This window comes from Hahella sp. NS-SX17, assembly GCF_057367735.1.
In genome coordinates, this window is the sequence record NZ_CM170632.1 from 3,867,332 (window position 1) to 3,892,444 (window position 25,113).

Here is a 25,113-nt window from a genome sequence, read left to right on the forward strand (position 1 = left end):
GATAATCAATGTGCGTCTGAGCTCGATCGGATTTCCGCATCTGTCAGGTAACAGCCCGGGTCCTCCGCCCAGAAGTCGCCGCCGCTATGCGTATAGGCGCGCACGCGGGTGTTGCCGTTGCAAATCTGGCGCACGGCGCAGGCGCCGCAGCGTCCGAGCAGGGGCCGTGACTGCGCGCGCAAACCCAGCATGAAGGCGTCTTGAGTGTCCCGCCAGATTGCGGAGAAAGGCCGCTCTTTGATATTGCCCAGGTTGTGACTCCACCAGAACGTATCCGGGTGCACTTCTCCTGTGTTATCGATATTGGCGATGCCCACTCCTGAGGCGTTGCCGCCCCAGTGCGCCAGTCGCAATTGCAGGTCCTGCAGTCTGTGCGGGTAGCGCTGCGCCGCCCAGTTCAACAGGAATGGTCCGTCGGCGTCGTTGTTGCCAGTGACGTATTCGTTATTCCTCCCGGCGAGAGCGTCTTCATGAGCGCGTTCGAATAACAGCAACATGGCGTTTCGGGTGGTTTGGTGGAACGCATCGCGTTTGCGGTGGCGAAGACCGCGTCCGGCGTAATTGAGGTGAGACAGGTAGAACTTATCGATATCCCGGTCCCGCATCAGGTCCAACATAGCGGGCAGTTGCGCGGCGTTGTTCTCCGTCAGGGTGAAACGCAGGCCAACTTTCACTCCTGCGGACTTACAGTGCTCCACCCCAGCCAGCGCGGCTTTGAAGCCCCCTGGCATCTGCCGGAACTCATCGTGAGTGGCCTCCGTTCCATCAATGCTGACGCCGACATAGTCGAAGCCGGTGTCGCTGATCGCCGCGGCGGTGTCGCGATTCATCAGCGTGCCGTTGCTGGATAACCCTACGTAGAGACCCAGCGATTTGGCGTAGGCGCCAATCAGAAATATGTCCTTGCGCAGCAAAGGCTCGCCGCCGGATAGAATGACTGCTGGAACTCCCATCTGTTTGAGATCCTCAAGAGTGTCGAACACCTGGGCGGTCCTCAGTTCGCCGGGAAAGTCGATATCGGCGGAGATGGAATAGCAGTGGCGGCAGGTCAGATTGCAACGCCGAATCAGATTCCAGATCACCACGGGAGCTGACGGTTTCGGGCGTGGTTTGAAAGCTTCTTCATGTACGAGGGCGCGCATGTAGTGACTGATCCTGAACATCATTGTCCTCCACTGAAGCGCATGCCGGTTTTTTTCAGGATTCGAGTGCTGAGCAGCAGGTCGCTGGCGCGGCGTGCGTTTCCCAGCAGGGCGGTCATCTCCGTCAGATAGCCATCCAGATCCGCACGGTTCTTACCGTGAATCATGGCGAACAGGTTATATGGCCACTGCGACGGTATTCTGGGGCGCAGATAACAATGGCTGACATAGGGCAGCGCGCCGATACGCTCGCCCAAGTTCATAACCTGGGCGTCATCCACATCCCACACCGTCATGGCGTTGGCGCGATATCCCAGGCGGTAATGATTAGGCGCGGCCCCGATGCGGCGAATGCAGCCGTTGGCGAGCATGCGTTCGAAACGGGCTTTGACTTCATCTGCTGAAACGCCCAGCGTGGTCGCCAGGGCGTCAAACGGGCGTGGAACCAGCGGCAGGCCGCCCTGGGTCAACAGAATCAGTTGACGATCCAGCGGCGCAAGCGTTTCTGGGACCTCAGTCCGGGCGGGGTCAGGCATGGAAGTGGAGGCCAACATAAAACTCCCTCTGTTTCGGCAAATTGTGAACAGGATATCCAGACTCAAGCGCGATGGCGGTGAGCACGGCGTCGATGTGTTCCGGCTTTTCCGTGGCGACGACAAACCAAAGGTTGAGGTCATGGTCGCGTTCGTAGTTATGAGCGACTTCGGGGTGGCGGTTGATCGCCGCCGTCACGCGTTCGACGTCATGCGCCGGGACCTGCATCGCCGCGAGGGTCAATCCTCCTCCGAGACGTTCGGCGTGGTAGAACGGCCCGAACCGGGTCAGGTAACCGGTGTGCAGCAAATGTTGCAGGCGCTCCAGCAAATCCGTTTCGCTGATGCCCAATTCCCCGGCGACGGCGGCGTAAGGTTCATCGCAAATGGGAAAACCGATCTGCAGTGTGTTGATAAGATGACGATCCACCGCGTCCAGCTGATAGTCGCTGGGGTCATGGGGCATGCGACCTGTGGTGTGGGGATGTATTGGCTGGGCGGTCATAGAACCTCCTTCACCGAGACGGGCGGTTTTGTATGGGCGTAGTGGCCGCCGCACTGTTTGTATTGCCGCAGACTGAACAGTACTGCGCAGGGCGTGTCCTGCAGACCGCATTGCGCCTTCAGGCGCTGCAGTCGTCGCAGTACTTCTTCCCGGGATTTACCGTGCAGCATGCAGTACAGGTTATAGGGCCAGTCAGGGCCGTCCGGCCTGCGCTGGTAACAGAGCGACACCAATCCTGTGCGACTGATGGCGGCGCCGAGACGATTTACCTCGCTGTCGGCGACCTCCCACACCACCATGGCGTTGCTGGTGTAACCGATTTTGTGATGATTGATGACGATGCCGAAACGACGCGTCAGACGCGACTGCTCCCAGGTTTGCAGCGCTTCGATTACGTCCTGCTCGCTGAGCCCGCACTGCTGCGCCAGCGCCAGGTAAGGGCGTGGCGACAGAGGCAGTCCATCCTGTAGCGCTATTCGCAATCGCTCCTGCGCTGAGGTTTGATCAGGGGGAGGGCTCGAAATTACATGCATGTCGACGTCTCCTGCATCATGTGTGTTTCAATCGAAGTCCGGACGAAACCCCAGGTCGATGTGGTAAGGCCTGACCATGGGAAACCGCCGGACCTTCAGCCCCGTCGCCGTCTCCATATTGCGTATCACGGCGTCCAGATGATCCGCATCCGGCGCGGTGACGACGAACCACAGGTTCAGGTCGTGCTCGCGCAGATAGTTATGATTCACCTCGTCATAGGCGTTAATCAGCTCGGCGATGTCCTGCAACTGCCCGACAGGCGCCCGCAGCGCCGCCAGGGTGCTGGCGCCGGCGCGTCGATGGTTAAATACCGGGCCGATGCGGGTGATGACGCCTAGTTGTTGCAAGCGTTGCAGGCAGGCCAGCACCTCGGCTTCGGTGCAGCCAAGCTGGCTCGCCAGGGTGTAGAAGGGACGCGGCGTCAGCGGGAAACCTTTTTGATAGTCGCTCAGAATAGCTTTCTCCAGCCCACTGAGTTCAATAGTGTTTGTTGATGGCGTATGGGTGGAAGTCGGAGAGGTGAGGGCGCTCATAAGCCGATCCTGTTAGCTCTGTCGGTGAAAAAGATGCCGCTGGGGTGTATGGCGGGCAAGCTGTCGGTCCGCTGCATGCTGTACGGGTCGTAAATATCCACGCGGTTATCGTCGCGCAGTGAAATCCAGAGTTGATCGCCTCTCGGTGTAAAGGCCATATGCATCACGGCTTTTCCCGCTTCTATCGTGTTGATGACCTGCAGACTTTCCACGTCGATGACTTGCACCCGGTCGTTATCCGGATGGGCGAAGTTGACCCAGACTCTGCGCGCGTCCGGCTGCGCCATCACGAACACCGGTTGGCTGTAAACGGGGATGCGACGCAGGAGGCGCCAGTCGTAGGAATCAATCACGATGACTTCGTGGCGGCCCACGCCGGGCGCGAACAGGTAGCGCCCAGCCTGAGCCCATCCTTCCAGGTGAGGCATTTTGTAGACCGGCAGGCGCTGCTCGCCGGGACCATAGGTCGGCATGATGCGCTTCACGCCCTCCTGCGGTCGCCACAAATCGAGCTTGACCATGCCGTTATCGCCAAATAATCCGGCGAGATAATAGCGACCCTCGGGAGTAATCAAGGCGTCGTAGGGTTGGCGGCCAATCTCCGTGAACTTGGCGATCTGCGGCTGCAAACCCGACGCCGGATCGCTGTCCGTCATGTCCAATATCCAGATTTCGTCGCTGTCGAACAGACTGACGACAAAGCGGTTATTGGGCGCGTCCACCAGGCCGACGGTTTTCGATCCTTTGGCGACGCCGTCTTTTATGACCGATGTGGCGGGAATAGTCGCTACTAGCGCCAAATCTTCGCTGTTGAAAATATTCACACCACCGGGATCGTAGTTGGACACCGCCACATAGGCGCCGTCCTGACTGATGGCGCCGCCGATGCTATTGCCGGCCTGAATGATGCGTTTGACTACTTCGCCGCGCAGCAGATCCACTTTGCTAAGGCCGCCGTCGCGACCGAACACATAGCCATAGCGTTGATCGCGGGAATAGACAATGGATGCGTGGGAGAGGTCGCCCAGACCTTGGATGCGTTTGATGACTTTGCGTTGGCTGGTGTTGACCAGCAGGACGCTGCCTTCAGTGCGTTCGATGATGAAGCCAAGGTCTCCCGTACCGCCCTGATACCTCACATCTTCGCCTGCGTCGATGTGCGCGCAGGCGCTAAGCCCCATGAACATCAGCAGTAGAGTAAAGCGTTGAAATAACCGCAGATGGGGGATTTTCTCTTTCATGGGCTTTCCTGAGTGTTATGGTTGTCGCTGATGTAAGCGCCGCTCAGCAGGTTTTGAGCGATGCGGCGAATGTCCTGTTCCGTCAGTAGATCGCGCCAGGGCGGCATGGCGGCGCCCGGCTTGCCGTCGGTAATGATGAGGCGGATGGCGTCCATACCTAACGCTTGCATAGGTTGCGGACGTAACGAGGGGCCCAGTCCGCCTTTCAAGCTAAGGCCATGACAGGAGCCGCAGTCCTGAAGCACCAGATTGCGTAATTGCGCCGCGCTGTGGTTGTCCTCCGCCGCGCGGACGAATGGCGAGGCGCAGGCGATTAGCAGCGCCAATGCGCCTGTGATGAGCGTTACCGGTTTTCTCATGATGGATGCATCCCGACGCCGCTCGCGCGAGACGGACTCGTCGCGAGCGCGTTCTCCTGGTCATGAATCAGTAAATATCGTGTTGGGTGTTGTACACGTTGAACTTGCCTGTCGGCGTCACCAGCCGCGGGTCCTTGATGACGGTTTTCAGAGCCAGCGTTTTATCGTCCACCACGACGATGGCGGATTCCTGCTCCTTGCCGTTCCAGACTGAGAACCAGACTTCATCGCCAGCTTCGTTAAACTCGGGTTGCACCACACGTTTGGGGCCATCACCCAGCTCCGCCCATTGGGCGATAGGCAGCACCTTGTATTTGGCCTCTATATCGCCGAGGTCGAATACGGCTACCGACTGGCTGATGTTGACGTCCGGATTCAGAGGCGTGTCCACGTACAGGTGTTTAGAGTTGGGGTGCGTCTTAATGAACAGCGATCCGCCTCCCTGGGCGTTTAGCGAGCGCACCTGTTTCCAGGCGTAGTCGCCATGTTTGTCCGGGTCCGTGCCGATCACGGCGATGCTTCCATCGCCCAGGTGGCTCGTGGCCCAGACTGGACCATATTTGGCGTCTGTAAAGTTGGCGCCGCGACCGGGATGAGGGATTGCGCCGACATCGATCAACGCCTCCAGCGCGCCGTCCTTGGAGTCGATGACCGCCACCTTGTTGGACTGATTGGCGGCGGTGAGGAAGTAACGATGGGTGTTGTCCCAACCGCCGTCGTGCAGGAAGCGCGCGGCGTCGATGGTGGTGACTTTCAGGGCGTTGATGTCTTCGTAGTTGACCAGCAGGATTTTGCCGGTTTCCTTGACGTTGACGATGAACTCAGGCTTTTCATGGGACGCCACGATGGCGGCGACTCTCGGCTCGGGGTGATACTCCTGGGTGTCCACGGTCATGCCGCGGGTGGAGACGATTTTCAGCGGCTCCATGGTTTCACCGTCCATGATCACATACTGCGGCGGCCAGTAGGCGCCGGCGATGGCGTAGGTATCCTCGAACCCTTTGTATTTGGACGTTTCCACTGAGCGCGCTTCCAGGCCGACTTTGATTTCCGCCACCGTGGCGGGGGTCTTCATCCATAGATCGATCATATTGACCTTGGCGTCGCGCCCGATGACGAACAGATAGCGTCCCGAGGATGACAAGCGCGAAATGTGTACGGCGTAGCCTGTTTTTATAATCGTTACGATTTTTTTGCTGTCGCCGTCGATCAACGCCACTTGACCAGCGTCCCGCAGCGTGACGGAGAACAGATTTTTCAGGTTGAGCGCATTGAGTTGCCTGGTGGGACGATCTTCCGTTTTGACCAGGACTCTCCAGCTGTTTTTCATCTCCGCCATCCCCCACTCAGGCGGCTGCGGCGGTTCATGCTGCAGGAAATTCGCCATGAGTTTGACCTCATCGGCGGTGAAGTCGCCGGAGGTTCCCCAGTTTGGCATGCCGGCGGGGGAGCCGTAGTTGATGAACGCCTCCAGATAATCCGACCCTTTGGCCTGAGTAATATCCGGCGTCAGCGGTTTGCCGGTGGCGCCTTTACGCAGCACGCCGTGGCAGCCGGCGCAACGTTCGAAATAAATGCGCGTCGCCTTCTGGAACTCATCTTCCGTCAGGTCCGGAGCGCCGGGAGAGCGCACAATGCGCAGGCCTTCCCCGGTCATCGCCGTGGGGGCGCTTTCGTATTGTCCGGGCGGGGAATTAACAAGATCGCTTTTAGTATCCGCCCAGGCAGGGCTCGATAAGCCGGCGACCAGGGCGAGGGAAAGGGTGGAGTAATGCAGGCGCAACGGCCTGGACGGCGAGCGTTGGCTGCGTTTTGGAGCGCTGTCTGTATGCATAGCACTGTCCTTCTCATCAGAGTCTTGCTATTTCGATTCTTTGCTGACGCAAAACCGTCCGATCCCGGACGCGCCTTGCGAAACTACGGCGCTTTTAAACGATGATTCAGGTGGGGGGAAGACTCCTATTTGAGTTGACTGTAAAAGGCGGCGAGGTTGGCGATGTCATCGTCCGACAGTGGCTTGGCCATGCTGGACATCATCGGGTCGTTGCGTTTGCCGTCGCGGAAATCCTTGAGTTGCTTGACCAGGTATCCCTCTTTCTGTCCGGCCAGATTCGGCCAGATCCCGTTGCCGCTGACTCCTTCCGCGCCGTGGCAACCGGCGCAGGTTGCGGCCTTCGCTTTGCCGGCTGCGGGGTCGCCTGCGAGGGCGTTTCCTGAAAGCGCAACGGCGACTAAACACACTAAGGTTGCAGGCTTGAATATTCCCATGGCTGTCCCCTTTTGCTGCTGGGTGAATGTCCTTGAGCGCAACGAGAGTAGGTCAGCGACGGATGGGTAAAGTTGATGAGGATCAATGTTTTGCGAGCGCAAGCGCCAAATACCCCATCGTGGGTACATGAGCGAAAACAGGTTTCGGGTAGGGTAAAAAAACAGAGATCGGACATGCCCCAGCACAGGATCGCCAGCCTATGAACGCCACTCAGGACGCCCCTTTCTACCTTCCCCAAGGCGGTGAAATCGAGCTGTTTGAAAAAGCCTGCAGCCATGGTTTGCCAGTACTGATCAAGGGGCCGACCGGGTGTGGCAAAACCCGCTTTGTGCAGCACATGGCCCATCGTTTGAGCCGGCGTTTATACACAGTCGCCTGTCACGACGACCTGACCGCTTCGGACCTGGTGGGGCGTCATTTGATCGGCGGAGACGGAGCCTTCTGGCAAGACGGCCCTTTGACGCGGGCAGTGCGGGAAGGCGGGTTGTGTTATCTGGACGAAGTGGTGGAGGCGCGTAAGGACACGACAGTGGTGCTGCATCCACTGGCTGATGACCGCCGCATCCTGCCCATCGACCGCACCGGCGAACAATTACAGGCCGCGCCGGGCTTCATGCTGGTGGTCTCCTACAACCCTGGTTACCAGAACGCGCTTAAAGGGATGAAACCCAGCACCCGCCAGCGTTTTGTCGGCGTCAGTCTGAGCTATCCCGCGCCGGAACTGGAAGCCCGCATTGTGGAAAAAGAAGGCGGCGTCAGTTCGCCGTTGGCGCGGCGCATTGTTGACGTGGGAGCCGCCTTGCGGCGTCTGGAGCAACATGATCTGGAAGAAGCGGCGTCCACCCGTTTGCTGATTTACGCCGCGCGTCTGATGGCCAGTGGCGTCGAACCGGCGCGCGCCTGCCGGGCCTGTCTGGTGGAGCCGTTAACCGACGATGCGGAGACGCTTCGCGCTTTGCTTCAAGTGGTCGATATTCATTTTGGCAGGGACTGACCGGGGTTTCGGATGGAAGATCCCATACCGCAGCGAGCATATTTATGGCCGCATATTTTGTACCTGGTGAACCTGCTGGCGCTGCCGGGAGCGTCGTTTTTGATCCTGCTCGGCTGGTATTGGCGCCGTCGTCGGAGCGCGCCTGCCGCGTTGTTGGCGGCGCAGAGGGTTGCGCTGATTGGCGGACTTATCAATGGCTTCCTGCTGGTTGTCATTCCGCTGGTCGTGTTGTGGTTGAGCGACTGGGAGCCGATCACCGTTACATTGGTCCTGGTCTATTGGTTGGCGGCGCACGGCGCCTGTGTGGTTTGGGGCGTCTATGCGCTGACCCGCGAAAACGCCGGTCGTCCGCTGTCTATCTGGGGGCGAGAGTGAGGCGCCGTTCATTGCCGCCGTAGCAAAGCCAAGTTTATCTCGAAGTTCGGAGGCGCCGGACTTCCACTTCATCATCAACTTCGTCAGGGAGCAAGCCATGCCGGAAAAATTCAGTAAGAACGCCGCCCGTAATATTTATTACGGCGGCAGTCTGTTTTTTATTCTGCTGTTTCTCGCATTGACCTATCAAACCACCCAGGCTCTACCGCAGCGCGACCACCGGGATCAGCTGACTGAGGCGGTGGCCAGAGGAAAGGAAATCTGGGAAGAAAACAATTGTATTGGATGCCATACGTTAATGGGCGAAGGCGCGTATTTTGCGCCGGAGTTGGCCAATGTGTTTGACCGACGCGGAGGCGAACAGGCCTTCACCGCGTTTCTGAAAGCCTGGATGGCGGCGCAGCCGCTGGATGTTCCCGGGCGACGCAAAATGCCACAGTTCAATCTGAGCGAACAGCAGGTGGAGGATCTGGCGGAGTTCCTGAAATGGACCTCTAAAATCGACGACAACAACTGGCCGCCCAATATCGAAGGTTAAGCGGGACAGCATGGAGAAAAAGGCATGAAATACCAGTCACAGGCGGTAGCCAAACCCTATTTTGTTTTCGCTCTGATCCTGTTCGCCGGCCAGATCCTGTTCGGATTGATTCTGGGCCTGCAATATGTGATCGGAGACTTTCTGTTTCCGGAGATTCCCTTCAATGTCGCCCGCATGGTGCATACCAATCTGCTCATCGTATGGCTGTTGTTCGGCTTTATGGGGGCGACTTATTTTTTGGTCCCGGAAGAGTGCGAAACCGAGCTGCACAGCCCCAAACTGGCGCTGATCTTATTCTGGGTCTTCGCCGCGGCCGGCGTGCTGACGATTCTGGGCTATCTTATGGTCCCTTACGCCAAGCTGGCGGAGATTACCGGCAACAAATTTTTCCCTACCATGGGGCGGGAGTTTCTGGAGCAGCCCACGCTGACCAAAGTGGGCATTGTGATCGTATGCCTTGGCTTTCTGTATAACGTGGGCATGACTCTGCTCAAAGGCCGCAAAACGGTAATCAATGTGGTGCTGATGACGGGGCTGGTCGGATTGGCGGTGATGTTTTTGTTCTCCTTCTACAATCCCAGCAACCTGACTTTGGACAAATACTTCTGGTGGTGGGTGGTGCATTTGTGGGTAGAAGGCGTTTGGGAACTGATCATGGGCTCGATTCTCGCATTTGTACTGATTCGGGTGACTGGCGTGGACCGCGAGGTGATCGAAAAATGGTTATACGTGATCATCGGCATGGCGCTGATCACAGGCATTATCGGCACAGGGCACCATTATTACTGGATTGGCCCAGAGCCATACTGGCACTGGCTGGGGGGCGTGTTCTCAGCACTGGAGCCATTGCCTTTCTTCGCCATGACCATTTTTGCTTTCAATATGGTCAACCGTCGGCGTCGGGCGCATCCTAATAAAGCCGCCACCCTATGGGCGATGGGAACCGCAGTGATGGCGTTTCTGGGAGCGGGCGTCTGGGGCTTCTTGCATACGCTGGCGCCGGTTAATTATTACACTCATGGCTCCCAGATTACCGCCGCCCATGGTCATATGGCGTTTTATGGGGCTTACGCAATGATCGTATTGACCATTATTTCTTATGCGATGCCGATAATGAGCGGACGCACGGAAGGCAACAGCAATCGCTCGCAGGTCGTGGAAATGTGGGGATTCTGGTTGATGACCGTGGCGATGGTGTTTATCACGCTGTTTTTGACTGGCGCTGGCATTCTGCAGGTGTGGCTGCAGCGTCTTCCCGAGGCGGCGGGAGCGCTGCCGTTTATGGTGACCCAGGAAAAAATCGCCGTTTTCTACTGGTTGCGGGAGGGCGCGGGACTGGTATTCCTGGTGGGGCTGGTTTGCTACTTCGCCAGCTTCTTTGTGAAAGGTCCGCAAGCTCAGTCCGCCTGAGCCAGTCGTCATGTTTGAAGTGGAAGAGTGGGTCGGCGGTCTCTGGCATCGGGCGGTAACCCGGTATGCGGACGATCGTTACGCTGAGGCGGCGGTAACCTTGACGCAGATGCGCAAGGAAGTCGGCGTCCTGTACCGCGCCCTCGGCGGCGAACGCGCTGTCCGCATTGAAGCCGCCGCTGAGCGCCCCGTGACACTGCCGCGCTCATTCTGGCGTCGCGTGGCGGGCACTCATCGACGCCTGGCGCTGGCTTATCTCGATGAGGAAGTGCTGGCGCTGCCGGAGGAGATCGCCCTGTTCCCCAGGGCTGAATTGAATCGGGAAATCTACAGGATGCTGGCGGCGATGGCGGCGCAGTCGCTTCCGTATGTTTCTGGTTGGGCGCAAAACGCCTGCTTTCGATATTCCGCTCTGCGCGCCGCCTATCCAGCAATGCGCGCGCGGTATGACGCCATGGCGGCCGCCTATATCCCCCTACGCGAGCCACTTGAAAGCCTGCCGCCGACGCTGCGGAGCAAGGAGTCGCGTTTGCGCGCTGCATTACTATCTCCCGAAACCGCCCAGATCCAGGATGCGGATATCGATGGCGTGCAGCCGCCTCCGTTCTGGTTGTATTCCTCCTTGCGGGCTTCTGATATGTCAGTACGACGAGATGTGGCGTCGGAGGCGCAGATGCAGCGGCCACAGGCTGCGGCGGAAGAGAAAGTAGAAAAAAAGGCGAGGGGAGAATATGTGGAGGATCACGACGGCGACAAAGGATTACTGGTGTTTCGTCTGGAGAATCTGTTTAGCTGGTCTGAATACCTGAAGCTGGATCGCACCGCAGATGATAGCTCTGATGAGGATGCGGCGCGCATCGCTGAAGATTTGGACCATCTCAGTTTGTCCACACAGGAGTTCGGCGGCGGTCGGCGCATCAAGCTGAATCTGGACCTGCCTTCCGCCAGTGAAGACGACACGCCATTGGGACCCGGTTTGCGTCTGCCTGAATGGGACTACCGCAGCCGACGACTGCTTCCTGATCATTGTCTGTTACAGCCGATGTTGGATCACTGCGCGCCGCCCTGTGCGCCGCCATCCCGTCTGCGCGGAGTAGTGCGAGAGGTGCGCGCTCGCTTCGAGATGATGCGCCCCATGCGTGTGTGGCGTCGCAATCAGGCGGACGGTGAAGAAATCGAAATGGAGCGCTGGAACGAATTCTGCGCTGACAGAATCGCCGGCGGCGCCGTTGAGCAGCCCATGTTCAAGAGTTTTAACGGACGATTACGGGATCTGGACTGTCTGTTGTTGGCGGATCTGTCCATGTCCACGGACGCCTATGTGGATAACGACAGGCGTGTGATTGACGTCATCAGCGATGCGTTGCTGCTGTTTTCCGAAGCCTTGGACGCCGTTGGCGATCGCTTTGCTCTATACGGATTTTCTTCCTGCAAACGCCAGCATGTTCGTTTTCACGTCATTAAAAACTTTGCGGAGCCTTACACGGATGAGGTGCGAGGCCGGATAGTCGCACTGCGACCGGGGTTTTACACCCGCATTGGCGCTGCGCTTCGTCAGTCCACAAAGATTCTACGGGAACAGAAAGCGTCACGAAGACTGTTGTTGATTCTCACCGATGGCAAGCCCAACGACCTCGACCTCTATGAAGGCCGCTATGGACTGGAGGACACCCGTCAGGCAGTGATGGAAGCGAGAAGAGAAGGGCTGATTCCATTCTGTATTACGGTGGATAAGGAGGCGGAGGAATATCTGCCGTACTTGTTTGGCGACAAAGGCTATGTGCTGGTCAACAATATCAAGCGTCTGCCGCGGGAGTTGCCGCTACTGTACGCAACGTTGTTAGAAACATAAGCTTTGCGTAACAAACTAACTTAACCCAATCCCAGCTCGAAGAAAAAACAGGGTTGCAGCAGTTGGGCGTCCAATGAGTTAAACGAAATAGTGTCTTTTGCGGCTCTAATGTCCACTAATGTCAATTAGTGGACATTGCATGTATGACGAATATTGCTGCTCGCACTGCGCCTTATTTGCGCTCATCACACAAAATCTAAAATTCACCATCCAAAAAATCACCCGCAAAGCCTAAGATCCCTCTCATGATTCACGCCCGCACCAGTGATGGTGATTGAGGCCAACACGCACATAAAGGAGAAATTATTCGTGTTTGATCATGTCGTATTTGGAGTCAGTAATTATGCTGTCAGCAAAGCATTTTACCTCCAGGCGCTGAAGCCACTCGGCGTCACCGTAGTTCAGGAAGGCCCATTGGCATCGAGCTCAGCACAGACGGCAAGTCGTCACTGTGTCTATTCGAAGCCAAGGAAAAACCCGCACATCTGCATCACGCGAATTATTACGCAGCGTTTGTCATTGATCCGGATGGACACAACATTGAAGCGGTTTGCCACCAGCCGGAGGCTTAGCCTTTACAGATTGATAGAGTCAAAAGAGGCGTTATCTCCACAGACGCCTCTATCTCGCCAAACATACCCGTAAGTGCGCATAATATATATTATGTTAAATTGCATGTTGGATTACGGATGGCATATCTGATTTCCAAACTCTGTGGTCACGCCTTTAGGTTGCGATACCAAAACAAAGCTGTTTCTCCTGCATTTTCGCTGTTCGCATAAAGCATCCGATCGAAGCCCTCCAGCCTGTATCCTGCACGAACATATAGCTTGCACGCGGCTGGATTGGTTGACTGGGTTTCCAGGCGAATGAAACGGAAGCCCTGTTTTTGCGCCCATTCTTCTGCAGCGCAGAGCAGAATCATCCCTACGCCTTGGCCGCGCGCGCTGCGATCGACGGCTATCTCCGCAATTTCCGCCATGCCATTCCAACTCTCAACGATCAAAGCGAAACCTACTAAACGTTTGTCTACGCGAGCGACGAATAATGCGGACTTACCTGAGGATTCATCGACAGCGCTTGCAGGATCAAAACCGTAGTCTTTGCGCTGCTGGTCGACCGGATGGATTTTTCCTACGTCATCGTATGGAAAAACAATCTCATGCGTGATTTCGAAGGAAAAATCGCATGACTCCAGCTCATTGGCTGAAATGGCGGTTACGAGCGAAATGTGGGGATTTGGGTCTGGTCTCATTGCCGCAACGATATGTGGCGCTGCTAACGTTGTCCACAAATCTCTGAAATACATCCGTCGATGTAAGATAGAGCGACCGACGGTGTGTCATTTGGGTAATTCTTACAAAGCAGTGTGTTCTCAAGGAAAGAATTACAATCAGAACGTTCAGGCTCAATTGGATGTAGCCGCTAACTCTCTCATCTGATGGCCAATTCATTTCCTGCTTCTACAAAGTTTTGTGGTGAAATCCCGCTGGCACGGTAACTGTATATACCTCCAACATACTGACGCTCTTTATGCAAAAGTGGAGTTGAAAAATGAATACCCTCAAGAAAGAAGCTGATTTCGGCGTACATCTCGTCGGTGAAGCTTACCCATCAAAGGTCGCGGTCGCTTTTGACGCCAAGGAGACAGCGGATGACGCTATCGAGGCGCTGATTAGCCAGGCTGGTTTTTCACGGGATCAAATTAAATTAATCGCCCCAAATGACAATCTGAATGCGTCCCTTGAGCAAAAACTTGAACCAGAGAACAAAGGCATTGCCGCCACGATCGTCAATTCACACATAGTGATCGGCGGAAGTGTTTTTGCTCTTTCTATTCTTCTGGCCGGGCTGCTGGCGGTGATTGGGCCTGCGGCGACGCAGTCCAATCCGGTGTTGACGTTCATTGGGGTGTGTAGCTTGGGACTGTTTCTGGGGCTGATACTCGGTGGGGCTATCGCTTTACGTCCAGACCATGATTTGGTGATCGCCAAAATACGCATGGCCAAGGACGCAGGCAAGTGGGGACTCGTGGTTCATACTTCCCATGATGATAGAAAGCTCGCCAAACAAACTCTGGCCAGATTCACAGACTCCATCACTGAGAGCCTCTAGCGGCCAGCGAAGATAACAATCACCGATTTGTCTGGCTCGCTCCCGCTCATCGGGGGAGTGTTGTAGCTTCCCCCCCCCTACTCTCTCTATCTCTACCTCTTATAACCACCCATTGACTTCTTCGTGCGAGTGATTGGGCGTTATTTGGGCGCTAAACAAGTCAGAGCGTAACAGCGGTAGCCTGTTTAATTAGTATTGATGGCGTCAGGATTTGAGGCAAAACCGTGGGATTTTTTGCCCCCTTTCCATACCATAGATAAAGAGGCACGCCGGATCGGCCATGTTGGGACAGGAATTCGGTTATCTTGCTATCGCCGCTGGTCCAGTCGCCGACCATGGTGACAACGTTGCTTTGCTCAAACGCTTCTTTTACGTCTGTTTGGTCGATGGAGGTCTTTTCATTTACCTTGCAGGTCAGACACCAATCGGCGGTGAAATACAGAAACACGTCTTGTTTTTCCCGCAATGCGCTCAGCTGATCCTGATTAAACGCAACTGCTTCTGAGGCTTCTTTCTGCTCAAGTTGTGAAGAGGCATGAGTGGGCGGTATCCAGCTTATCACCGCCAATAAAGGCAATAATGTTAATGAGATAGCGGGCCACCACTCGCCTCGACGTTGCGATTGTTGCCATAAACCGGTTATCCATAAACCAAACGCTGACAACATCGCAGCTGCGAGCACGGACAAAACATAATCGTTGTTTGATTGCCGCATCAAAACCCAGATTAGGCCAATGACCGTCACAAACATCGGCAGAGAAAGCACGCGTCTGGCGGTCGTCATCCAGGCGCCGGGCTTCGGTAAGTGAGCGCGTAACGCGGGGATAAAACTCACCAGCAACAACGGTAAAGCCATGCCAAAACCCAGGCCCGCAAAGATCATAAATGCGATGCCGGCGGGCAACACCAGGGCCGCCCCCAAAGCAGTCGCCATGAAAGGACCCGTACAAGGTGTGGCGATAAATGCGGCTAAAACTCCGGTCCAAAAGTCGCCAATCGGACCTTTTTTATCTTGCAGCCGAGACCCGGAAGTCATGGTTCCGATTTCAAAGAGGCCAGCCAAATTGAATCCAATGGCGCTCATCAAGATAATCAAGGCCGCGATCACCGCAGGACTCTGGAGCTGAAACGCCCAGCCGATTTGATGGCCCAGCGCTCGCAGTCCCAGGATCACGCCGCCCAATAAAACACAAACCAGGACAGCGCCAAACGTATACGCAACAGCGCCGGACCTGGCGTCTTTCTCAGATTCCTGGTGCGTAAGGCTTAATATCTTCAAACTTAATATAGGAAATACGCAGGGCATGATGTTGAGCAGTAAACCGCCCAGAATTGCGCCGAAAAAGGCTGTAGCTCCAAGCAGCCACGTATTTTTAATCGATGAATCGCCGCTGCTGTTTTTCGCTTCAGATAGTAAGGCCGCGCGCTTAGATTTCTCCGCCTCAAAACTCAGCGCCATTCCGTTATCAAGCACCAGGACGCCCTGAAATCGTTCACCCAGCTCGTCGCCAGCTTGCGTTTGCATGCGAAGAACATCGCCGTCATGGGAGAGAGTCTGCTTGGCGTTATTTGCAATCGTATGATTAATGACGGGATAGATATGAGCGTTATCACTTTCAATTGCGCTCGGTAGCGGCAAGGCGAGATTAAACTCTCCGTTTTCAACGGAAAACTGTCCTTTGGCGTCCAGTGGTTTGGCTAACTTTTGCCGCCATTGAGCAAATTTATGTGTACGATCTTTGGAAACGCGCCCATCACCGACAATCAACGTGGTTTCAACCCGTTGCTGTTCCGGCAGGCACACAGAGGGACTGCAAACCAGATAACTGACATCGAGTTTTACGGGAAGAGAACTTCCCGTCGCAACACTGTTATCAATCTTTAGCCTTGTCAGCAGAGTGAACTCGCCGGGATAGATGTAGTTCATGATGTCAGCGGTTAACAGCTGACTCGGCGCCGGGTACTGCATCTCCCCTACTGTCACGCCATCAGGAAGCCGCCAGCTAAACTTGGTTGGAAAACCGGCGTCGCCAGGGTTAAGCCAATAGCCATGCCAGCCTTGTTGGGGCGTCATTATTAACGCCAGATCCAGCGTATCGCCAGCGGCGGGATAGTCTGATTCCAGCGCAATAGCGATAGAAAGCAGGCGCTGATTTTCCAGTGGTTCATTCGCTATGGCTGGTTGCGAACATAGCAAGACAACCAACCAGGTCGTCACTACTTGCATAAGAAGTTTCATTCAGCGCCTGCTTGCAATATTTCCCGTTAGTTCAGCTATCTCTGGTTAATTCAGCTTATTTGAAGGATGAGATAGTGTGTAAGGCGGCATCGAAATCCTCGTCCTGTACCGAAGATTTCAGGCTAATAACGCCATTAGGCTCAATGACTGTGATAGTGGGTATTTGATTAACGCCAAACTGCTTAAACAGCTCTCCGTCGTTATCGAATACGATTGGCGGGATGGCGGCATAGCTCTTGCGATAATCTTTAAGATCGGCAGCCGACGTCCATAGGTTGCTTGAAACGGTCACCCACTGCACATCAGTCGATTTGGATTTGCTCTCCAGCAGTTCGCGAACCTGGGTGCAGGCTTTTGAGGTCTTGGGTTCCGTCTCTTCTAGATACCATTCACACCATGGCGCGAAGAACACAACAGCCACTTTTTTGCTGTTTGACGTGTTAAAGCGAAAATTAAGCGCTTGCTCATCAATGGTTGAGAAAGACACATCCTGCGCTGTATCTCCTTTTTTATAACCTTCATTGTTGAACGCCAGGTCAGGGTTGTTAAGTGGTTTTCCAGCAGGCTTTTCCGCGACGACGCCATCCAGCGCCTGATGGAACGCCAGATCATCTTTATGTCCGAAATAGGCGAACTCGCCTTTTTTATCGATTAACACGTGCTGAGGGGTAACGCGTAATTGAAAGGCGCGCGCCAACTCTCCGTTGTCGATGGTGATTGGCATGGTCAACCCCATTTTTTTACGAAACTCAGTAACGGATTCCAGGGTGTCGCTGATTCCCGTATTGATCGCAACGACCTGAACTTTATCGCCGTACTTTTTGTAGATCTCTTCAAAGCCCGGCATCTGTTCACGACAAGGTCCACACCAGGTCGCCCAGAATTTGAGATAAACGGGTTTTTCGCCGTAAATCTGAGCAAGATCGATCGTGCCGCCGTCAATGTCCTTGATCTTGAATGTCGGCGCCGGCGCACCCAACAGCGATTCGCCGGCAACCTTAGCCCGTCGCTCGCCTTCGGCGGAATAATCCGCGTCTTCCGCATAGCCGGCTTGAGAAAACACACTCAGATATAACGCAATCAACGGTATTTTCATCAAGCTATTAAGTTGTACTCGCATGGTAACGTTCCTGGTATTGATGAATCAGGCATGCGCCTGATGATTAAACGTAAAAGTTTGGAGGTCGGAATCTGGTTAACTAGATCGGCATTTCATCAACGCTGGAAATCGCGTTGGGAACGGCGGATGTGCGGGTCAGCGGATCGTGCGTGCCATCAACCCGCACGATATTCACATCGGTGACGCCGATGTACTCAAACGCCACTTTTACATAGGGGGTAAACTGGTCATGACTGACAAAGGGGCCGCTTGAAAAGACGCTTCCACTCGCCATGACGACGTACACTTTTTTATCCTGAACCAACCCTACCTTGCCGCCTGTTTCCGTAAACTTGAAGGTCCGCCCTGCTCTGGTGACATGGTCAAACCAGGCCTTTAACACAGAGGGCAATCCCAGATTCCACATGGGTGACGACAGGACGATCACGTCGCTGGCGAAGAGCATGTCGATCATTTTGTCTGAGAGTTTGACGGCGTTTTGTTGCTGCTCGGTCCGTTCTTCAGGCCTGGTAAAGAAGGCTTCAATTGTGAATCCGTCCAGATGCGGCAAGGGTTCTTGCGACAGGTCGAGCACGTCTTCATTGATATCCGGGTATTTCATTTTCAGGCGGTCGACAAGGTAGTCGGACACTTCCCTCGACGCGGAACCATATAGATTTGGACTCACTTTGATGTGCAAGAGATTCATACTACTCACCTTCGGGATCGGGATATCTATGACAGCTGGCGGCCAGACAACGACATGGCGTCTCTCTTTACGGGTCATGACAGACGTAAATCAACCTGGCGGACTGGTGATGAATTATGGGGGAAAATGACGTATTTTAAGGGTACAAAATATGCATTTTTAGGTAGGACATAGGGTGGGCTACAAAGATATCTATGATCGTTTTATTAACGCCATACGCAGAGGCGATCTGAAGCCCGGCGAGCGGGCGCCATCCATACGTAATCTGGCGCAAGAGCTCGGCGTCGCCAAAAAAACCGTCGAGTCGGCGTATGATATTTTGATTGGCGAGGGCTACCTTGTCAGTCGAGGACCTAAGGGAACCCTAGTTAATCCGGACCTGGTCATTGACGCCGCTTACCGGGATCATGCGCCCGGCAAGCTTGAGGACCCGGATTTAAGAAAGATCCTGGATTTTCGGGATGCGCGCGGATTCTTTCAGCTCGGCATTCCGTCGCTGGATGAGTTTCCATATAAAAAGTGGCTGCTTCTCTCTGGAAAAGTGGCCCGCTCCATGACTTATGAGGACATGAACTATCCGTCCGTGATGGGGCATCTTCCCCTTCGGCAAGCGATAGCAAACTATCTAAATATCTCTCGGGGCATAGACTGCTCCGCAGATCAGGTTTTCATCACCAATGGCTATAATTCCAGCCTCAGGCTTATCTTTGAGGCGTTGGCGTCCAGCAACGATAAAGTCGTATTTGAGGAGCCAGGATATATCTTTGGCCAAAAACTGTTAGAGCGACGGGTTCAACAACTCTACTATGCGCCCGTTGATTCGGAAGGCGTCAACGTCGACTTTCTGGCCGCTCATCATAGCGATGCGAAATTTGTCATCGCTACCCCTTCCCATCAAAGCCCTCTTACCGTCAGCCTGACTTTACCGAGACGGCATCAGTTACTGAACTGGGCGCAGGAGAATCAGGCGTGGATCATCGAAGATGACTACGATGGGGAGTTCCACTTTTCCCGCAAGAATATCCCCTCGTTAAAAAGCCTGGATGTCTTTGACCGGGTGATCTATGTGGGAACCTTCAGTAAAACCATTATGCCGTCATTACGCACAGCCTATGTGGTGATCCCTAAAGCCGTGCTCTCACAGGTCTACGAAACAGCGGAAATAGTGGAGACAGGGCTGCCTTTGCTTCCGCAGAAAATTCTGGAGTCATTTATATCGTCCGGCGCTTTCTACAAGCATCTCAAGCGCATGCGCTCTCTGTATGAAGCCAGAAGAAGAATCGTGCATGACGCGTTCATAGAAATCTACGGCGACTACTTTGATATGCCGCTTCAGAATGGCGGCATGCATATTGTCGCCTTTCTGAAACAGGGAGCCAAAGACAGAGAGCTTTGCAATATATGGCAGTCGCATAATCTGCAGGTAATGCCGCTTTCAATGTGGTACGCCGGGAAGAAAGACAGGAAATATGGACTGGTGATGGGCTACACCAATATCAAATCCAAAGAAGACGCCCTCTCCGCATTGCGCCTCCCCTATCAACAGACGCTGGAGTTACTTTCATAGTTGTGTAGTTGTGTAGGTTGCCGAACGCCGCGTGTGAGGGGCCATAAAACCAATAACTGCTATAATCATTCTTATTTACTGCTCATCCAAACCAGGGCTTGTTCACACTAACCGCCTAAAATCGCCGTATGGACGTCACCGCGCAACAACTTAAGGTTATCAAGGAGCTCTCAAAGCTCGGCTGTTGGGCGAAACACAACTCCCCTGCCCCAGTGTTTCGCACCCATTGGAGGCTCCTGTGAAGCGAATAAGTCTAGCGTTGTTAGGTGCATTTCTAATAACCATTAATGCAACAGCGGATGAAATTTCTTTTCTGACACATAACCTGGAAGGTCAGGTTTATACTGACCAGAATGGTGATCTGAGAGGAGTGGAGCATTCTGGCAAAAGAGCTTTTAATATCGAAGTCGTTAGGGCGTTGATGCTTACAATGGCGCATTCCACTAAATTTCTGGAAGTGCCCTTCGCCAGAGGCATGCAGATGGTCACGAGCAGCAATGACCTGGCCATGTTTAATGTCAGTAGAACTCCAGACAGGGAAAGTACTGTTAAATGGGTTGGCCCCATTCAGAAGGAAGCAGATTATTTTTATGAAATGAAGTCGGCTCCGACAGGCATATCAAAGCTGGAAGACGCCAAAAAAGTTTCTTCAATATGCGTTCTCAATGGCGCAGTGCATCATAAAATACTTAACAGTTATAATTTTAAAAATATTCATACCAACGTAAGCTACGTTGGATGTTTCAGTATGCTGAAGAAAGGAAGGGTTGATTTAACGGTTTCAGCCTCAAGCACAGTATTAAGCAAGCTAAAAGAAGCGGAAATATCACCAGATCAAATTCAGCAAACGCCAGTGGTGCTGTTAGTATCAGAAGGATATATCGCTTTTTCCAACAACATTCCTGACGAAACCGTTGCCAAGTGGCAAGAAGCCCTTGATCGCCTAAAGGACTCAGGCGAGTATGAAAAGCTCTACCAGCTCTATTTTTTACCTGATAATTAACCCCCACAACAATAACGACGTCTAAAGAACGTAGGTCGGATAAGCAAAGCGCCATCCGACGTATTCCCAAGCCCACAGCGCTATTCGTTGATAAGCTTAATATAGTCATCATACTGCGGGTAAATATCGTAATCAGGCTGCGATTCGAGATACATCTGCTCAAGCTTGAGCGCCATCGCGTCAAACTGCAGGATCACTTCGCCGGCCTCATTGCTCTTGCCTTCGTCATCACCGTCGATTTGCTCCTGGAGCCGTCTGATTTCCAGTTCGGTAAGGCGAATCAGGTTTAATATTTCTGCTGTCGTTAACATGGGGCGGTTTATCCTTCCTGCATCCATTGGCTTCGGATTTTCTCCAAAGTTCCGTCTAACAACAAGGACTCATAGGCTTCGAAAAGTTTGATCAAGCTTTCCACATCCACGCCTTTTTTGCTCACACCAATAAAGACAGGCTCTTTGAGCAAGACAAACGGATGCACTACTAACGCATATTGCGGGTCGCGTTTGCGTTCGAGCACGATGTCGAACGGCTCGTCGAAATATCCCAGTAGCCGCTGGTGCAACACCTTGTCGTCGTTAAGCGGCTGCACAACGGACTCCAAACAGGCGGCGAACTCTGGATCGGTTTCTAAGCGCCGGTGAAATTCCGGCGTATATTTCACGTTGCGCTGGTAACCCAAACAGGCCGCTGTTTTTCTTACACTGGGTGACCAGATCGTCCAGCCTGTGAATCGGCATGTCCAGCAACTTTTCCGAGCAACCAGATTTAGCTGCGTGTAGCGCTCAGGGCCGATCCAATACATATATTCCGAGCGCTCGGCAGTGATATTGGCGTTCGCCAGAATGTCTATCTGGCCCTCTTTCGCCATCACCAGAGCGCGAGACCTGGGAATAGAGCGAAACTCATAATCAAAACCCGCCCGCGTCACCAACGCACGGGCTAACTCCACATCAACGCCCTGCCAATCTCCGTTCTCATCCTGGTAATAATTGGGGAAAGACTCCCCCACACGAATGATCAGACGCTCCTTACCGTAACTCCACGACGCGGTAAGCATCAGACACAACAGGAAAGCAATACTCGTCACGCTTCTCAACGGATCACCCTCTTCAAACGGATGGGATATCTCATTGAGTTTAGGCTAGAAGCTGTGTTTGGAAAGCTTTCTGATAACGATTGAGCATTTTATACTTTTGAAGCTTTCTCTTTGAAAATCTGATAACTAGAATCCGTTTTTTCTAGTTAGATAAAGTCAGTGCGGAGTTCGTTCTCTCTTTAAAGTCAGATTCCATCACTCTAAATAAGAAACAGTTTATCTCATTAGTTATAGATACAATATTTTCCGGTTTTACCTTTCCTGGGTTTGCAGCAAGTGTACCATGGGCAAAAACATGTCTGATTGATGAGGCTAAATACGTAGCATTAAACTCGGTCCGATTGTTGAGAAATAAGTCAAGCTGATCTTTCTGCGTTTTACGAACCAAGGAAAGCAAGTATCTATAAAACTGATCACTTTGCTCTATTTCTTTAATCTTCTCAATAATTTCTATTGGATTATATTCTTTCAGCAACTGCATGCTGTCTTCTTGTTTGACATCAATCAGGCGAAGAAACATCTCAAACGCACTCCAAGCGGTGAACGTTTTCAACAATCCTGTGTAGCCATCCTGGGTACTTGAGCTATAGCTATCAAGAGTTACACTAGAAATCGAGCGAGCGAAGCGAAACCTATTGCCGAAACGGAAAACATCACTATTTTTCTTATCTCTATAACCCAATGAGCATGGTGTTATAGTTCCATCTCGTAGCCTCTCAGTGCATAAATCCCAGTTGGGCAAAGAGTGAGGTGTTGGATTTTTTATCTGAGGATCAAATGACATTGTACCTTATCTCTCCCTGATACTTTATGGAAATAAAAGCCAACTCTTATATTTAGTCTAGTCGCAATTACAAAGAAAGGGGGATAACATTGATTAATCTAAACGCCCTCCAAAAAAACCTGACCCCAAACGAGGCCAGGTTTTCAAGATCAAAAATCTCAACCGCCCTTAAAGCATTTCCACCTTCACGTCGATCCAGGCTTGGGCGCTGTCTTCTACGCCGCCTTTGGCGATGGGGGTGATGCGGAAGCCGCCCCAGTGGTCGGTGTAGGTTTTTCCGATCACCAGTTCAGAGTCGGTTTGGTCGATCAGGGCCCAGGGGGAGTCTTTGCCGGGAGTCAGGGAGCCGGGGGTCATGTCCAGCAGGTGGGAGGTGTGTTTCCAGAAATCCGGGTCCTTTTCGTTTTCCATATACCCCTGCAGGTTGAGCAGCACGCCGTTTTTGGTGTTTTTGTAGCGGTAGTGGGTGGTGCGGTACTCAACCCAGTAGGTGTATCCGCCGTTGCCGGATTTTAGTTTGAGGCCGATGTAGCCCGGCGCGTTGGTTCCGCTGCGGGTTCCGTAATCAAACGCGTAAATGCGATACACGCCTGAGCTGCTGATCAGGGGAACGTCGCTGTCGGTGAGCCATCCGAAGTAGCTTTTGTACATCAGGTTGTACTCTTCGAGCGTATGCGCGCCCATGCCCATCATGCTGTATACATTGCCGTAATTGAGACTTTCTTTGTCGATATCGCCCGCGCCGATAATCTTTCCGGGACCGGCCTCGACAGCTTTGGCGTGCCTCAGCCCCATGGCGTGCCCCATTTCATGAGCCACGACACCCGGTGTGTGATGGTAGATGGACATTAATGGCGGCCCGGCGCTGGAGTTAAAGTTACCCACCTGCGGGGCCGTCATCATAATGATGTTGGCGGCTCCGGGATTACTTGGATCAACGCCGGTTTGACGAATTTTGCTTTCGTACAAACTTCTCCAGCCGTGAAAGTCATTGTCGTATTTGGACTTGCTTTCGTTGATGCGGATGACGGGCTGCGACAAGTCATAGGTCACATTAAAGCGGCCGTAGGACTGCTCCTTGTAGTACTCGTTCACTTTTTGCAGATCCTGCTCCAGGGTGTCCCACTTGAACGGCGCGTCCGTGAACTCGAAGCGATAAACCAGTATGTTCACGGCGTCATATTGATAGCCGCCATTGCCTGGTGGGTCGGGATTATCCGTTGAGCCGCGACATGACGTAGCGCCAAGGTCCACGACGACCGAGGCGGCGGACTTGGCGCCAGTCAGGGTGATGTAGGTCCAGTAGCTGGAGGGAGTCTTGATGATCAGGCACTCGCCATTACCGCTCTTGGTGGAGCTGGGATCAGAACCGTCCGTTTTCGGCCAGCCGCCGTTCTTGGCGTACAGACTTAAATTGCCGCTGCCGTGTCCGGTGGTGATGGCGATGCTTTGATATTTATCGGAGTTACCGATGCTGAGGTAATTAGGCGCGGCATCCGGCATACAGACCGCTCTGCCATTCGTTAGCGTTCTACCGGTATATGGCGCCTCCTGACTGCAAACATTTGGAATATCGGCCTCGGCCGACGCGCCCAACAAAACGGTGTAGTCTTCCGTTTCGCCATATCCCAAGTCGCCGCAGGCGGATTCCGATGCGCCTTCATAAGTCATCGACACCCGCATACGGGTCAGCAGGGGCTCAGTAACCTGAGGAATGGCTAATTTCCCTTTAACCTCCCCTTCCCCGGACAGATCATCAAGCAATAATTCGTCATCCTCGAAAGCGCCGTTTTGGTTCAAATCCAACCAGATACGCCAGTGCTCAGGATAGCGGTTTAGACGATACCCGGGAGTCAGGGTGATGTAGCCTGAAGTGAGTTCAATGACTTGATTTGAGAAATCTGAATAGCCGTTGCTGTTATTTACTTCACCAGGTTGTCCGGACCTTTTCACTGCGCCATCAATATTAATACTCTCAATCCACTCATCCTGGGATACGCCACTGGCCGTACAATATTGGACATCTTTTGGCTGATCCGGCATCAGGGTCGACGCCTGCGCAATGGAACCGGTGAAACAAACAACTGCCGCAACGAAATTAAATAACGTCGAATACTTTTTCATAATAAAGTAACCGTCAATCTATGATTCATTTCAGCTTTTAGTTGTATTTAGTGGTGAAGCCAGAATGAAAGTATATGAGTGACAGATAGATC

The 25,113-nt window shown here is 53.5% G+C and carries 25 protein-coding genes; 8 read left to right on the forward strand and 17 right to left on the reverse strand.

The window, feature by feature from the left end:
* Positions 1-5: 5 nt before the first annotated feature.
* The 9 genes from nirJ to AC2IBB_RS17240 form a co-directional block, all read right to left on the reverse strand.
* Positions 6-1,166 carry a heme d1 biosynthesis radical SAM protein NirJ gene (gene nirJ, locus AC2IBB_RS17200; protein WP_486327999.1) on the reverse strand — a complete coding sequence of 387 codons (1,161 nt, stop codon included), beginning with the start codon at positions 1,164-1,166 and terminating at the stop codon, positions 6-8.
* Positions 1,163-1,696 carry a siroheme decarboxylase subunit beta gene (gene ahbB / locus AC2IBB_RS17205; RefSeq protein ID WP_486328000.1) on the reverse strand — a complete coding sequence of 178 codons (534 nt, stop codon included), beginning with the start codon at positions 1,694-1,696 and terminating at the stop codon, positions 1,163-1,165. The genes nirJ and ahbB (AC2IBB_RS17205) overlap by 4 nt, the downstream gene beginning before the upstream one ends.
* Positions 1,671-2,180 carry an AsnC family transcriptional regulator gene (locus AC2IBB_RS17210; RefSeq protein WP_486328001.1) on the reverse strand — a complete coding sequence of 170 codons (510 nt, stop codon included), beginning with the start codon at positions 2,178-2,180 and terminating at the stop codon, positions 1,671-1,673. Before AC2IBB_RS17210 ends, ahbB (AC2IBB_RS17205) begins: the two co-directional genes overlap by 26 nt.
* On the reverse strand, positions 2,177-2,713 hold the full coding sequence (ahbB, locus tag AC2IBB_RS17215) for a siroheme decarboxylase subunit beta (protein ID WP_486328002.1): 537 nt from the start codon (positions 2,711-2,713) through the stop codon (positions 2,177-2,179). The genes AC2IBB_RS17210 and ahbB (AC2IBB_RS17215) overlap by 4 nt, the downstream gene beginning before the upstream one ends.
* Before the next feature lie 27 nt (positions 2,714-2,740).
* A complete protein-coding gene (locus AC2IBB_RS17220; RefSeq protein ID WP_216740161.1) occupies positions 2,741-3,247 on the reverse strand; it encodes an Lrp/AsnC family transcriptional regulator in 507 nt (168 codons plus the stop codon).
* A complete protein-coding gene (locus AC2IBB_RS17225) occupies positions 3,244-4,488 on the reverse strand; it encodes a cytochrome D1 domain-containing protein (protein WP_486328003.1) in 1,245 nt (414 codons plus the stop codon). The genes AC2IBB_RS17220 and AC2IBB_RS17225 overlap by 4 nt, the downstream gene beginning before the upstream one ends.
* Entirely contained in the window at positions 4,485-4,847 is a 363-nt protein-coding gene (locus AC2IBB_RS17230) for a c-type cytochrome (protein WP_486328004.1), read from the reverse strand. The genes AC2IBB_RS17225 and AC2IBB_RS17230 overlap by 4 nt, the downstream gene beginning before the upstream one ends.
* A gap of 67 nt (positions 4,848-4,914) precedes the next feature.
* A complete protein-coding gene (locus tag AC2IBB_RS17235; protein WP_486328005.1) occupies positions 4,915-6,681 on the reverse strand; it encodes a cytochrome D1 domain-containing protein in 1,767 nt (588 codons plus the stop codon).
* Between the two features lie 125 nt (positions 6,682-6,806).
* Complete coding sequence (locus AC2IBB_RS17240) at positions 6,807-7,115, reverse strand: c-type cytochrome (protein ID WP_486328006.1); 309 nt, start codon at positions 7,113-7,115, stop codon at positions 6,807-6,809.
* Positions 7,116-7,315: 200 nt separating this feature from the next.
* Between AC2IBB_RS17240 and AC2IBB_RS17245 the strand changes: the two genes are divergently transcribed.
* From AC2IBB_RS17245 to AC2IBB_RS17265, 5 genes are all read left to right on the forward strand, one after another.
* A complete protein-coding gene (locus tag AC2IBB_RS17245) occupies positions 7,316-8,110 on the forward strand; it encodes an AAA family ATPase (RefSeq protein WP_486328007.1) in 795 nt (264 codons plus the stop codon).
* Positions 8,111-8,122: 12 nt separating this feature from the next.
* A complete protein-coding gene (locus AC2IBB_RS17250) occupies positions 8,123-8,485 on the forward strand; it encodes a hypothetical protein (RefSeq protein WP_486328008.1) in 363 nt (120 codons plus the stop codon).
* 97 nt (positions 8,486-8,582) lie between these two features.
* The gene (locus AC2IBB_RS17255; RefSeq protein WP_011398182.1) at positions 8,583-9,023 is read left to right on the forward strand and encodes a c-type cytochrome; all 441 of its coding nucleotides are present in this window, start codon (positions 8,583-8,585) and stop codon (positions 9,021-9,023) included.
* Positions 9,024-9,047: 24 nt separating this feature from the next.
* The gene (locus tag AC2IBB_RS17260) at positions 9,048-10,433 is read left to right on the forward strand and encodes a cbb3-type cytochrome c oxidase subunit I (protein ID WP_486328009.1); all 1,386 of its coding nucleotides are present in this window, start codon (positions 9,048-9,050) and stop codon (positions 10,431-10,433) included.
* 10 nt (positions 10,434-10,443) lie between these two features.
* On the forward strand, positions 10,444-12,285 hold the full coding sequence (locus AC2IBB_RS17265) for a nitric oxide reductase activation protein NorD (RefSeq protein WP_486328010.1): 1,842 nt from the start codon (positions 10,444-10,446) through the stop codon (positions 12,283-12,285).
* Between the two features lie 718 nt (positions 12,286-13,003).
* Here AC2IBB_RS17265 and AC2IBB_RS17270 read toward each other — a convergent pair.
* On the reverse strand, positions 13,004-13,594 hold the full coding sequence (locus AC2IBB_RS17270) for a GNAT family N-acetyltransferase (protein WP_486328011.1): 591 nt from the start codon (positions 13,592-13,594) through the stop codon (positions 13,004-13,006).
* A 245-nt stretch (positions 13,595-13,839) separates the two neighbouring features.
* Between AC2IBB_RS17270 and AC2IBB_RS17275 the strand changes: the two genes are divergently transcribed.
* Positions 13,840-14,400, forward strand: coding sequence for a hypothetical protein (locus AC2IBB_RS17275; protein WP_486328012.1), 561 nt, complete (start codon positions 13,840-13,842; stop codon positions 14,398-14,400).
* A gap of 160 nt (positions 14,401-14,560) precedes the next feature.
* On the opposite strand, the gene AC2IBB_RS17280 is transcribed toward AC2IBB_RS17275, so the two are convergent.
* From AC2IBB_RS17280 to AC2IBB_RS17290, 3 genes are all read right to left on the reverse strand, one after another.
* Positions 14,561-16,639 (reverse strand): protein-disulfide reductase DsbD family protein, encoded by a 2,079-nt coding sequence (locus AC2IBB_RS17280; protein ID WP_486328013.1) that lies wholly within the window; start codon positions 16,637-16,639, stop codon positions 14,561-14,563.
* Between the two features lie 55 nt (positions 16,640-16,694).
* Entirely contained in the window at positions 16,695-17,759 is a 1,065-nt protein-coding gene (locus tag AC2IBB_RS17285; RefSeq protein WP_486328014.1) for a redoxin domain-containing protein, read from the reverse strand.
* Positions 17,760-17,838: 79 nt separating this feature from the next.
* On the reverse strand, positions 17,839-18,447 hold the full coding sequence (locus AC2IBB_RS17290; RefSeq protein ID WP_486328015.1) for an FMN-dependent NADH-azoreductase: 609 nt from the start codon (positions 18,445-18,447) through the stop codon (positions 17,839-17,841).
* A 175-nt stretch (positions 18,448-18,622) separates the two neighbouring features.
* On the opposite strand from AC2IBB_RS17290, the gene pdxR reads away from it, so the two are divergent.
* Both pdxR and AC2IBB_RS17300 read left to right on the forward strand, forming a co-directional pair.
* Complete coding sequence (pdxR, locus tag AC2IBB_RS17295; protein WP_486328016.1) at positions 18,623-20,014, forward strand: MocR-like pyridoxine biosynthesis transcription factor PdxR; 1,392 nt, start codon at positions 18,623-18,625, stop codon at positions 20,012-20,014.
* Positions 20,015-20,252: 238 nt separating this feature from the next.
* Positions 20,253-21,017: a substrate-binding periplasmic protein gene (locus AC2IBB_RS17300; RefSeq protein WP_486328017.1), complete on the forward strand. Its 765-nt coding sequence runs from the start codon at positions 20,253-20,255 to the stop codon at positions 21,015-21,017.
* 80 nt (positions 21,018-21,097) lie between these two features.
* On the opposite strand, the gene AC2IBB_RS17305 is transcribed toward AC2IBB_RS17300, so the two are convergent.
* From AC2IBB_RS17305 to AC2IBB_RS17320, 4 genes are all read right to left on the reverse strand, one after another.
* Positions 21,098-21,328 carry a hypothetical protein gene (locus tag AC2IBB_RS17305; RefSeq protein WP_486328018.1) on the reverse strand — a complete coding sequence of 77 codons (231 nt, stop codon included), beginning with the start codon at positions 21,326-21,328 and terminating at the stop codon, positions 21,098-21,100.
* A gap of 8 nt (positions 21,329-21,336) precedes the next feature.
* Complete coding sequence (locus AC2IBB_RS17310; protein ID WP_486333971.1) at positions 21,337-22,104, reverse strand: substrate-binding periplasmic protein; 768 nt, start codon at positions 22,102-22,104, stop codon at positions 21,337-21,339.
* A 151-nt stretch (positions 22,105-22,255) separates the two neighbouring features.
* On the reverse strand, positions 22,256-22,897 hold the full coding sequence (locus AC2IBB_RS17315) for a hypothetical protein (protein ID WP_486328019.1): 642 nt from the start codon (positions 22,895-22,897) through the stop codon (positions 22,256-22,258).
* A 168-nt stretch (positions 22,898-23,065) separates the two neighbouring features.
* On the reverse strand, positions 23,066-25,021 hold the full coding sequence (locus AC2IBB_RS17320; RefSeq protein ID WP_486328020.1) for a GEVED domain-containing protein: 1,956 nt from the start codon (positions 25,019-25,021) through the stop codon (positions 23,066-23,068).
* Positions 25,022-25,113 lie beyond the last annotated feature (92 nt).